This is a genomic window from Enterococcus sp. LJL90, from assembly GCF_056924355.1.
The window spans coordinates 72,314-84,453 of sequence record NZ_JBXPBQ010000001.1 but is presented as its reverse complement, the minus strand read 5'-3'; the positions used below and the strand labels follow the sequence as shown (position 1 = coordinate 84,453).

Genomic DNA, 12,140 nt, shown 5'->3' with positions numbered 1-12,140 from the left:
CAATGAAATTATTTTAATTTTCAGAAATTAATCTCTTTGAGCGAAGAAGGAGCCTGATTAAAAAAGTTCAGATAATTTTGATGGCCTTGAATGTATTTGTTGTACGTGAATAGGGCAATAGTTTGAAATCATTTTGAACTCTGGAAAACAAAAACTAGGCTAGTCGCTAAAAATTTTAATCAAGACAAACGATTTATTCTGTGGAAATTGCTGGCGCATATTCTCTGTGCCACTAATTTCATTTCCCACTATCACCAAAACTCATTTTTAGACTTTACATGGCTGCTTTTAACCAGCGCTTTTGTCCTCTATGCTTGTTATGATACAATCATAAGCGTCTGAACTATATAGAAGAAGGAAACTGCCCATGAATAAAAAAAATTGGTTAAACATTATCACCTTGATTGTCTGCTTAATTTATCTGGCAAATATCTTTTTAGGTTTTATCAGCGACCCAAGATTGCGGATGGCTTTATTGGTAGTCGCTTTGTTATTATTTCTATTAAGACGCCGAGATTTTGCGGAATTATTTCAAAACTCGAAAAATAAATAGCAAAAAAATCCCTGAGAACCCAGCGGCATGTAACGACACCCAAAATAGTTTTTGATGTCGTTACAGCAAACAGTGCTGTGGTCCTCAGGGATTATTTTATTTAATCTAGCTCAACCTTACCGGTGTAAAGTTGATAATACATACCTTTTTCAGCTAATAGGGAGTCGTGGTCGCCCCGTTCAATAATGCGACCGTGATCCATCACCATAATAACGCTGGAATTTTGAATCGTTGACAAGCGGTGGGCGATAACAAAAACGGTCCGCCCCTCCATTAACTTATCCATCCCTTCTTGAACAATGCGTTCAGTCCGAGTATCGATACTAGAAGTCGCTTCATCTAAAATCATCACCGGCGGATCAGCAATCGCCGCCCGGGCAATCGCCAATAATTGCCGCTGCCCTTGCGACAGTCCTTCACCGTCACCAGTAATCACTGTTTCATAACCGTTTGGCAGATGCCGGATGAACCAATCGGCATTGGCTAATTTCGCCGCCTCCACCACTTCATCATCGGTGGCATTTAATTTTCCGTAGCGAATATTTTCATGGATGGTCCCCGTAAATAAATGCGTGTCCTGCAATACAATTCCTAGCGAACGCCGCAGGGAATGCTTTTTAATTTTTTGAATATTGATGCCATCGTAACGAATTTTACCCTCTTGAATATCATAAAAGCGATTGATTAAGTTGGTAATCGTCGTTTTACCGGCACCAGTTGCGCCAACAAAGGCGACTTTTTGACCGGGTTCGGCGTAGAGGTTGATGTCATGGAGCACCATTTTATTAGGCTCATAACCAAAGTCAACATCTTCAAAGACAACATCGCCGGTTAATTTAGTGTAGGTCACATTGCCGTCATCATGGGGATGTTTCCACGCCCAGATGCCTGTCCGGTCGATGGACTCACTTAAAACGCCATTGGTCTCAGTGGCGTTGACTAAAGTCACATAGCCTTCATCAGATTCCGGTTCTTCATCTAATAATTCAAAAATCCGTTCCGCACCGGCTAAAGCCATAATTACAAAATTAATTTGTTGCGAAATTTGTGAGATTGGGCCGTTTAGTGAGCGGCTCAACTGTAAGAATGAAGCAATCATCCCGACTGATAATATGGAGACGCCATAAACTGATAACAAACCACCAATAATCGCCACTAAAACATATTGAATGTTCAATAAGTTCATCATAATTGGCATCAGCTGATTGGCATTGGCGTTAGCTTTGGTCGCACTACTTTGCAGATCATCATTCAAGACATCAAAATCAGCAATCACTTTTTCTTCATGATTAAAAATTTTCACGACCTTTTGACCGTGCATCATTTCTTCAATGTAGCCATTAACCTGACCTAAATCCCGCTGTTGTGCTCCGAAATATTTACCGCTGCGGTTTGCCACAAAGCGAATCACAAAAAACATCAGGCTAACAGAAAAGATCACGAAAATTGTCAGGGGAATACTCAGGCTGAGCATCGCAATAAAGACCGCCACAAAGGTGACCATCGCTAAAAGCAGGCTGGGGATACTTTGGGAAATCATTTGGCGCAGGGTATCGGTATCATTCGTAAAATGACTCATGATATTGCCGTCAGAATTAGTATCAAAATAGCGAATCGGCAAACTTTCCAGATGTTCAAACATCTGGTCGCGGATTTTTTTCTGAGTCCCTTCACTGATGGTCACCATCATCAGGTTATAAATCAACCCGGCGACAATCCCTATCACATAAATGCCCGCCATCATCAAAACAGCCTTCAACAAGCCGCTGAAGTCAGGATTGCTGCTACCAAGCATTGGCGTGATATATTGGTCAATGACGGTTTGCAAAAACAAGGAACCCCGCACGTTGGCAAAGGCGCTAAGCAAAATTAAAATTAAGACGAAAAGCAAACGAAAACGATAGAGACGGAACATGGTTAATAGTAAACGACCCAAAGTTTTTCCAGGATTGTGGCCGGTTGGACGTTGATTTTTATTCTTCATTTTGACCAAATCCTTTCGTTTGAGATTCGTTGACTTCTTGATAAATTTGATTGCTTTGCAGCAATTCATCATGGGTGCCGATGCCGTTGATTTCACCATTTTCCATGACGATAATCCGGTCGGCATCTTGAATGGAAGAAATCCGTTGACCGATAATAAACGTTGTCGTGCCTGGAATTTCTTTTTTCAAGCCTTCCCGAATGCTGCGGTCGGTTTTAGTATCCACCGCACTGGTTGAATCATCCATAATTAAAATCTTTGGTTTTTTCAACAAGGCTCTGGCAATACACAGGCGCTGGCGCTGACCACCGGACACGTTCGTTCCCCCTTGGGAAATCATCGTGTCGTACTTGTCAGGGAACTCGTCGATAAAACTATCGGCTTGAGCGATTTGACAGACGCGAATAATGTCTTCATCCGTTGCGTTGGGATCTCCCCAGCGCAGATTGTCTTTGATTGTGCCAGAGAAGAGCACATTATTTTGTAGAACCATACTCACTTCATCCCGCAAAGTTTCCAAATCGTAATTGCGGACGTCAACGCCACCGACTTCAACTTCTCCTTCGGTGACGTCATATAAACGGGGAATCAGTTGCACCAAAGTCGACTTGGCACTCCCGGTACCACCGATAATGCCGATAAATTCACCGGATTTCACCGATAAGCTGGTTGGTTCTAGCGCCAATTTATTTTTGTCGTCGGTATAGCTGAAGGCGACATTTTTAAAGGTCACACTACCATCAGGAACAGTGGTAATCGGGTTGGCGATATTTTTCAAATCACTTTCTTCATTTAAAACTTCGACGACCCGACCGGCAGAAGTCCGAGCGGTAATCACCATTACAAACACCATTGACAACATATTCAAGCTCATCAAAATTTGCATCGTGTAGGTGAACATACTGACTAATTCACCAGTAGTTAAAGAAGTTTGTTCAACAATTAAGCGAGCACCTAGCCACGAAAGCAAAAGCATACAAGCGTATACACAAGTTTGCAGCAATGGCATATTGAAGGCGACAATTCGCTGAGCCTTGGAGAAGGTTTTGAAAATATCCGTCGACACTCGGCCGAATTTCCCTTCTTCGTAATCCTCCCGCACATAAGATTTTACAACGCGAATGCCCTGCAGATTTTCCTGCACGACATTGTTCAACCGGTCATAAATTTTGAAGACCCGTTGAAAAACGGGGAAAGCGAAGTGGATGATAATCCCTAATCCAATTGCCAACACAGGCACCACGCCTAAGAAAATCATTGAGAGCTGGCTGTTGATTGAAAAGGCCATAATCAATGAAAAGATTAACATCAAAGGACTGCGAACTAAAATACGGATAATCATTTGATAGGCATTTTGTACGTTGGTGATGTCGGTAGTCAGACGTGTGACTAGACTTGAGCTGGAGAAGCGGTCAATGTTTGAAAAAGAGAAGGTCTGAATGCGGGCGAACATGTTGCGGCGCAGGTTGCGGGCAAAGCCGGCTGAGGCCACTGCCGCATAGCGACCAGACATGGCGCCAAAGAATAATGACACAAGGGCACAGAGAAATAAAGCAATTCCCAAACGAATAATTTCTTGACTGTCTTGACCTTCAATTCCCCGGTCAATTAAGCGAGCCATTAACAATGGAATAATAATATCCAAGATGACTTCGCCGGTTACAAATAATGGCGTGATAATACTTTGCTTTTTATACTCGCCAATATTTTCCATGAGCTTTTTAATCATTAATTTTTTTCCTTTCCTAATATTGTCGTGGCACAACTCGCAAAAATCGCTGAATTTTTCAGAATAGTCAGTTATTTCTGCCAGTCATGGGGAGAGTTCTTTAAACATCTTAGCGGAATTTGAAAGAAAAATCTAACATTTCCCACTAGTTTTCAAAAAAAGGTGGCTGTGGTATTAGAGGATACTGAAATAAAATTCCTTCAATAATATTCAGCAAAAGTTGCTAAATTTTTGAGAAGTGCGGCAAGCCTTGCCAGACCGCAGAGGCACAGGTATTTTCTAGCTCGCCGACCGACTGAACCACAGTGACAAAACCAAGATGATTCAGATATTATTACATCTGTAAAAAACATTATGTTGCAGAATCAAAATCTCCTTTTACAAAGGATCAAAGGTAATCACCTTGCCATCTGCCACCGTCAGCGTTACCCGCATGGGCGGTTGGACACTAGGAAATAAATTAGGTGAAATTTCATAATGGGTTTCCTGATCGCGGATTTGAAAAACAATCCGATATTTCCCTTGGGAGTCGCTGTATTTTTCAATAATTAAGCCATTTAAAACTTGCCGTGGATGCTTCACATTGCGGACGACCCGCCTGACAGCTCGAACGACAAAAAATAAAAAAATAATTAATACAACAATCAAAAAAAGATAATTCATGCTTTCTTCACCTCCATTATGACCAGCACTGCTGTGAAAAGAAAAAGACTGCCACACAAGTTTCAAAATAAAAGTCCCTCTAATAAGTCTCACAAGCAGTCTTCGTTTTAAAACCGTCTGCTTTGGCCTGCGCCAAACAACTTTTTTGGTTCTTTTATTTTGATAATCCTTGTATCACAATCTCCTATGTACGAAACAAACTATGTATTCTTAACCGGATTTCGTTAACGCCTCGACACCGACACTCACCAATAAGGCTTGGTTAACATCCTCCATCGCCCGCCGATCCAATCGGCAAACTTTTTCCCGCAGCCGGCTTTTATCAATCGTGCGGATTTGTTCCAGCAAAATAATCGAATTTTTTTCGATACCGCTGATTTTCGCATCAATTTGAATATGGGTCGGCAGCTTGGGCTTGGCCAGCTTGGCGGTGATGGCCGCCACGATAATCGTCGGACTGAAATAATTACCTAAATTATTTTGAATCACTAACACCGGGCGAATGCCACCTTGCTCTGAACCCACCACAGGCGAGAGATCGGCATAAAAAATATCCCCTCTTTTAACCATTATTTTTCCCCCTTATTTTCGGTACTCCCTCGGAACCCGATCAGAAATTGTACAAGCAACTTCATAATGAATGGTTCCTAAATAATCGGCCACCTCTTGCATCGTAATGGTTTCCCCGCCATTTTTACCAATCAATGTCACCTTTGTCCCCACTGAAAATTCTTGGGGCAAACGTATCATCAACTGATCCATGCAAATTCGACCTACTATTTCACAATATGACCCTTCAACCAAAAGGGTAAAGCCTTGCATTTTTCTTAACCAGCCATCGGCATAACCAATCGGTACCGTGCCGATCCATTCTGCCTGCTGGCTCGTATAAGTTGCGCCGTAACTGATATGTGTTCCAGCTGGCACTCGTTTCACCTGTACCAATTCAGAAACTAATTCAAAAGCTGGTTGTAATTTTTCTTCAAGAGCCAATTCGCCTCCTGAAGGATTTAAGCCGTACATGGCCACGCCATAGCGGACTAAATTACCAATTTGATTCGGATGCCATAGCGTTGTTGCGCTGTTGTTGATATGTATGTAACGCGGCAGCTTAGTTAAGCTTGCCAAAAATGCACTGAAAATATCCCGCTGCTCCAACCAGTATGTATCATCTTGGGTATCGGCCTTGGCAAAATGAGTAAAAATACCTTCCCATTCCATATTAACACGGGTTGATATTTTTTCAACTGCCATCTGCAAATCAGTAGTGTTCAAAAAACCAATGCGCCCCATGCCAGTATCAATTTTTAAATGAATTTTCAATTTCCCCGAGGTGACAATCGTCGCTAACTCTCGTTCAAATTTCGCCAAATCAGCCAGAGTTGTGATAGTTATAGATAAATCATATTCTAAAATTAATTTAGTATAGCGGGCATCAGTAACGCCTAAAACCAAAATCGGCTGGGTAAAACCCGCCTGCCGCAAGTCAATTCCTTCATCAATCGTTGCCACACAAAAACCCGTTGCACCGCCGGCAATCGCTGCATGGGCAACAGCGGTGGCCCCATGACCGTAACCGTCGGCCTTAACAACGGCGAACAATTCACTTGTCCCGTTTAATTTTTTGATTGCGCCAGCGACATTTGCAGTAATCGCTGCTGTATCAATCACTGCCTTCGTGGGGCGATGGTAAGACGTAATCACATCAATTTCCTTCTTCCTCTAACAAAATCTGGGCAATCGCCACAGTATCTGTATGGGTAATCGTCACAAAAGTTTTACCCTGATGAGGAGATTGTGTGACTACAGGTGCACCTAATTCATTGGAAAGCACTTCGATTTCTTGGATGGCCACTTTGCCAATGCCTGTTCCCCACGCTTTTGCAAAGGCTTCTTTACAAGCAAAACGCCCCGCTAAATATTCAACCTGGCGATGAGAGCTCAGCCCATCATATTGCTCCCGCTCTTTTTCGGTTAACACTTTAGCAGCAAACCGTGGTTTATTGGCAATAATTTCCTCCATGCGGCGCAACTCCACCGCATCTATACCAATCCCTTTAATCATAACTTCAATCTCTTTTCCTATCAGAATGCATTCATTTTATCAAAAACTTAGCAAAAAGCCTATCGCCAAGCGCTTGATTAAGCATTTCTTTAGATAACATTTTTGTTAGCTTGACCAAAAATTGTCTGCTGAAAAAATTTACCCTTTCAAATCAAATTTGTCTATAATAGCAGTATACCTGATATTTTCCTCAAAAATAAATTATTTTTTGAGAATTTTGCAAAATGTTATTCAATAAAAGAAAAGAGTTGATAAATAAATGGATACAATTTTAAAAGAAAAGCTGCACCAGCCGACACTTACCTTTTCCAATCAAGAAACTACTTGGCTCATGGAAAATATTGGCCATCCTGATGGTCAAATTCGTGATGGCCTGGTCTACTTGCTATTGGCCCGTGGCTTAGGGGAAAATGCTTTTACAAAAGAACAGTTTCGTTTTCTAACTCAGCAGACGATGGAACAAGACTTAATTTTTTACCACATAAACGAAGGATTACCAACGACGGTCACCCGCACTTTTGCTGCCTTGTTGAATGGCATGCTATTAGACTCTGACAATCGAGAAGATTCCCGCTATCATCGGCTTTTAACAAATAACGAACGAGCTTATTTTTTCCAACGGGCGCTAGCCTATTTAAAAGCGGAACAGGATTTTACCGGCTATTCAGAGTCCTACGGTTGGATCCATGGATTAGCCCACGGCGCTGATTTTTTACTTTATGCTCTCTTGCATCAAGATTTCCCAGAGGAATTAAAACCAGAAGTATTTTCAACCATTGCCCAAGTTTTCCTCAGGCTCCCTAAAGCCTTTATCGCTGGAGAAGAGCGGCGCTTAGCAACTGTCATCTATCAAGCTATTCAAAATGATGTTCTGAGTGCTGAAGCGACAGCTGCTTGGATTGACCAATTAGAATTTCCTTTAGTTGAATTGGTGGATTTTCAACGGCTGGCAGCCTTTGAAAATTTTTTAGCAGCCATTTATTTTCATCTGACAGCTTCCCAGCAATTAACTGAAGGCCTGCAAGACAGCCTGATGAATTATTTGAAAGATTATTAAGAAAGCATTGGGTTTTGGCGGAAGAACTTCCTTAGTTAAAAGAACGACAGGCGGAAAAACAAATTCACTACCAAACCACTGGCAAAGTTATCAGCGGGTCAGAAGTCCTCTTTGGTGTGACTCTTTTTGAAGTTCTAGTTTCACTCGTTGTCGGCATTTTGACTTTAGTCTAGTAAATCAAAAAAAAACATGGCTGACAGCTGATTTTTTGCTATACTGGAACAGGACTTTGCAAATGAAGAAGAAACGGGGACCTCCACTTGAATATCGGTTTTTACTCGCCTGCGACACCCATCACTGCTCTTGCGCCTCAGCGCTTTGAACGAGCGCAAGCCTTTTTTGCTTCTAAAGGTCATACTTTGGTGGCGGGCCGTTTGACCGGCCAGCAGGATTTTTATCGCTCCGGCAGCATTAAAGAGCGGGCCGCAGAATTAAACGAGCTGATTCACAATGATGACTTAGATATGATTATTTCGACGATTGGCGGAACAAATTCAAATTCTCTGCTGCCTTATCTTGATTTTAAATACTTAAAAAATCATCCGAAAATTATCGTCGGCTATTCCGATGCAACAGCTTTTTTGTTAGCTGTTCGCAGCTTGGCGCCGACCTGCCGAGTTTTATATGGTCCAGCTCTAGTCGCTTCCTTCGGTGAGTTTCCACCGTTGGCAGAGGAGACGTGGGATTATTTAGAAAAAATAATTTTTACTGGAAAAAATGCCGCCATCACGCTGACTGCTCCGGAGTTGTGGACCGATGACCAAAAAAATTGGGAAACTTATCAAGCACCGTTAACCATGCAGAAAAATCAGTGGGGCTATACTGAAACTCCCAAGCTAGAGGGGCGAATTGTCGGTGGCAATTTAAATACCATGTACGGCTTTCTCGCTTCCAAATTTTTTCCGAAAATTACTCCGAATAGTTTACTGTTTATTGAGGATGCGGAAAAAGACGCGGCCACAGTCGAGAAAAATTTTGCCATGCTGAAGGCGGCCGGTGTTTTTGAAATGGTCAAAGGCATTATCTTAGGCAAGCATGCCAACTATGACGACTTAGGCAGCGGTAGACAACCGATTGATATTTTGCTGGAGGTTTTGAATGGCAATCCTTTGCCGGTCATCTATGAGTACGACAGCTGTCATACCCGCCCGATGATGACCACCCCGATTGGTGCCTATGCCCATTTTGACGCGGAAGCCATGACGGTGAGTTTCTCCGATTTTTAAATTTAAAAATAATAATTCTGTCAATTTAAGTGAGCCTGACTGCCTTAAATTGACAGTTTTTTATTGATTTTTGGCTTTTTTTAAAGTCGTTTTATTTAGGAAAATCTGGCGGAAGGGTTATACTGAAATTATTCAAGCATTTCAAATTTCTGTTGGAGGTGTGTTATGGAAACCAATTTTGACGTTATCATTGTCGGCGGCGGCATCGCCGGCTTAACCGCTGCCAAAAGATTGCGACAAGCAAATTTGACAGTTGCCATTATCGAGTCCTATCAATGGGGCGGTACAACAGCTAATCATGGCAGCACACCTAAAAAATATTTGCTGGCGGCAGTTGAAGCCAAGCAAGCTATCCAAAGCCACCTCGGTAAAGGTTTTGATCAAGTGCCAAAAATTAATTGGCCAGACTTGATGACCTTTAAAAACAAACAAATTGCCGCAACCTCAGCTGTTTTACAGGCCAGCTTAGAGGAGGCTGGCATCACCACTATTTTCGGTTCCGCAAAATTTAAAAATTCCCATACCCTTACTGTCGACGGCGTTGACTACCAAGGTAAAAAAATTATTTTGGCAACAGGAGCCAGACCTCGGGTATTGGATTTTGAAGGAAACGAGCATGTCCATTACAGTTCGCATTTTCTCAATGCTGAAAGTTTACCTCCATCTATCACCATTATCGGCGCGGGTATCATCGCCTTTGCGATTACCAATATCGCCAGTGCCATCGGCGATCACGTCCATGTTTTGCAACATAATCAGCGGGCTTTAGGAGCTTTTGATCCTGAATTAGTCGGCGATTTAGTCGCTTTATTAAAGGAACGGGGCGTTGACTACCATTTTGATAATACCGTCGCAAAAATTATTCAACTGAAAGCTGATTTGTATCAAGTTACAACGGAGGAAGGCCTCGTTTTTGAAACAAATGTCGTTTATTCGGTAGCTGGCCGCATTCCCAATGTTGAAAATTTAGGCTTGGAAGAGACGGGTATCACCTTTTCAAGTAAAGGTGTGGCAGTCAATTCCTACCTGCAAACTAGCAATGCCGATATTTATGCCATTGGTGATTGCAATGATGCACCAGCACCAAAATTAACTAACTACGCAGAATTTCAAGCAAATTATCTGGCGGATTTTTTAACCACAGCAACTTTAAAGCCCATCGACTATCCGATTCCTTCGATGTCAGTCTTTAGCAATCCGAAAATTGCTCAGACGGGAATCTTTGTTAATGACGCCGTTAAGCAGCCAGAACTTTATGAAATTGTTGAAATCAACATGGCCCATTGGCTGAATTATCATCGGGGCAATGAACCAATTGCCCGCACAAAATTAGTAATTCGTAAAGCCGACCAGCAAATCGTCGGCATCACCAGTCTCAGCAATGAAGCTGATTTATTAATTAATTATTTTACGCTTCTATTAAAGATGAAGATTACACTCACGCAATTGCGGGAAATGGTTTTCGCTTATCCTTCCCTCGCTAGTGATTTTTCAAAATTTTTTGATGTTCATTAATTTGGTACCAAATCTAACCTATGGAAAAGGAGATTTTTAATATGAATCATGAAGAAAAAGAACCACAACCCATTCGCAAATCTGACGGCAAAGGCTATTACAACCGAGGTCCTCATGATCCATTAAGAGATATTGAAGGTCCCGATTTTTTAGTTCCGCCAGCAACTGACCACGGTACTTTACCAAATATGCGTTTCAGCTATGATGACGTCCGCAATCGTTTAGAAGAAGGCGGCTGGGCTCGGGAAGTTACCAACCGAGAAATTCCGGCTTCTGACCAAGTCGCAGGTGTCGATATGAACTTAGGACCTGGCGTGTATCGGGAAATGCATTGGCACAAAGAAGCTGAGTGGGGCTTGATGCTTTACGGCAACGCCCGTGTTACAGCGATTGATGAAAATGGCAAATCTTTTATCGATGATGTCAAAGCCGGAGACATTTGGAATTTTGAAGCAGGTGTCGCCCACTCCATCCAAGGTTTAGATCAAGGCTGTGAATTTTTACTTATCTTCAGCGAACCTGATTTCTCTGAAAATAATACGATGTTGATTACTGATTGGTTAGCTCATACACCACCAGAAATCGTGGCTGCCAACTTTAAAAAGAAAGTTTCTGAGCTACAAAGTTTACCAACAAAAGAAAAATACATTTTTAAAGCGGCTGTGCCAGAAGCCATCGATGTGGTCAAACGCCCTAACAGTAATGGCGAAACTCCACTACCATTGACCTTCCACATGGATTCTTTAAAACCAATTGAGTCTGAAGCTGGTCGTGTTTGGATTATTGATCAAAAAGTTTTCCCAGCTGCTAAGACGATTTCAGCAGCCATTGTTGAAGTTGAGCCCGGCGGTATGCGGGAATTGCATTGGCATCCAAAAGGCGCTGAATGGCAGTATTACATTCAAGGCCAAGCTCGCATGACTGTTTTTAACTCGAATGGTTTAGCTAGAACCTTTGATTATCGTGCAGGTGATGTCGGCTATGTGCCAACAGTTGCTGGTCATTATGTCCAAAATACCGGGACGGAAAAATTAATTTTTGTCGAAGTCTTCAAAAATCCTGATTACTCAGATATTTCTTTGAACAAATGGATGGCAACCACACCGTCACAAATTGTTGCTGACCATTTGAACTTAACCAAAGAATTTGTTGAAAGCCTGCCTCAAGAAGAAGCGGCTTCACCAGTTATTTGGTTTGACCAAGATAAAATCAATCAAGCTGCTGCCAAACACATTAGCAGTAACCCCTTCGACCAAGAAGAAAGTGATGGCTTGAACGCCAAGGATGTTTTTTAATTAAATAAACAGCTGCAGAGGTGCAAATTTTAGGAATCTGCCTAAATTTTGAC

Annotated in this window: 11 protein-coding genes; 5 read left to right on the top strand and 6 right to left on the bottom strand. The window is 42.1% G+C overall.

Annotated features, from left to right (window positions below; all coding sequences use genetic code 11):
• The first annotated feature begins 367 nt into the window (after positions 1–367).
• The gene (locus AC1Z3S_RS00415) at positions 368–553 is read left to right on the top strand and encodes a hypothetical protein (protein WP_461738692.1); all 186 of its coding nucleotides are present in this window, start codon (positions 368–370) and stop codon (positions 551–553) included.
• Positions 554–653: 100 nt separating this feature from the next.
• Here AC1Z3S_RS00415 and AC1Z3S_RS00410 read toward each other — a convergent pair whose 3' ends face one another.
• From AC1Z3S_RS00410 to acpS, 6 genes are all read right to left on the bottom strand, one after another.
• Entirely contained in the window at positions 654–2,537 is a 1,884-nt protein-coding gene (locus AC1Z3S_RS00410; protein ID WP_461735952.1) for an ABC transporter ATP-binding protein, read from the bottom strand.
• Positions 2,527–4,266 carry an ABC transporter ATP-binding protein gene (locus tag AC1Z3S_RS00405; protein WP_461738691.1) on the bottom strand — a complete coding sequence of 580 codons (1,740 nt, stop codon included), beginning with the start codon at positions 4,264–4,266 and terminating at the stop codon, positions 2,527–2,529. The genes AC1Z3S_RS00410 and AC1Z3S_RS00405 overlap by 11 nt, the downstream gene beginning before the upstream one ends.
• Before the next feature lie 378 nt (positions 4,267–4,644).
• Positions 4,645–4,929, bottom strand: coding sequence for a hypothetical protein (locus AC1Z3S_RS00400; RefSeq protein WP_461738690.1), 285 nt, complete (start codon positions 4,927–4,929; stop codon positions 4,645–4,647).
• Positions 4,930–5,139: 210 nt separating this feature from the next.
• A complete protein-coding gene (locus tag AC1Z3S_RS00395) occupies positions 5,140–5,499 on the bottom strand; it encodes a type II toxin-antitoxin system PemK/MazF family toxin (protein ID WP_265459322.1) in 360 nt (119 codons plus the stop codon).
• Between the two features lie 12 nt (positions 5,500–5,511).
• Positions 5,512–6,633 (bottom strand): alanine racemase, encoded by a 1,122-nt coding sequence (gene alr, locus AC1Z3S_RS00390; RefSeq protein WP_461738689.1) that lies wholly within the window; start codon positions 6,631–6,633, stop codon positions 5,512–5,514.
• A 1-nt stretch (position 6,634) separates the two neighbouring features.
• Entirely contained in the window at positions 6,635–6,994 is a 360-nt protein-coding gene (gene acpS / locus AC1Z3S_RS00385; RefSeq protein WP_461738688.1) for a holo-ACP synthase, read from the bottom strand.
• 259 nt (positions 6,995–7,253) lie between these two features.
• On the opposite strand from acpS, the gene AC1Z3S_RS00380 reads away from it, so the two are divergent.
• From AC1Z3S_RS00380 to AC1Z3S_RS00365, 4 genes are all read left to right on the top strand, one after another.
• Entirely contained in the window at positions 7,254–8,051 is a 798-nt protein-coding gene (locus AC1Z3S_RS00380; RefSeq protein WP_461738687.1) for a DUF2785 domain-containing protein, read from the top strand.
• A 260-nt stretch (positions 8,052–8,311) separates the two neighbouring features.
• Positions 8,312–9,277 carry a S66 family peptidase gene (locus tag AC1Z3S_RS00375; protein WP_461738686.1) on the top strand — a complete coding sequence of 322 codons (966 nt, stop codon included), beginning with the start codon at positions 8,312–8,314 and terminating at the stop codon, positions 9,275–9,277.
• 165 nt (positions 9,278–9,442) lie between these two features.
• Positions 9,443–10,792 carry a dihydrolipoyl dehydrogenase family protein gene (locus AC1Z3S_RS00370; RefSeq protein WP_461738685.1) on the top strand — a complete coding sequence of 450 codons (1,350 nt, stop codon included), beginning with the start codon at positions 9,443–9,445 and terminating at the stop codon, positions 10,790–10,792.
• Positions 10,793–10,833: 41 nt separating this feature from the next.
• Complete coding sequence (locus AC1Z3S_RS00365; RefSeq protein ID WP_265459329.1) at positions 10,834–12,087, top strand: cupin domain-containing protein; 1,254 nt, start codon at positions 10,834–10,836, stop codon at positions 12,085–12,087.
• The last annotated feature ends 53 nt before the right edge of the window (positions 12,088–12,140 follow it).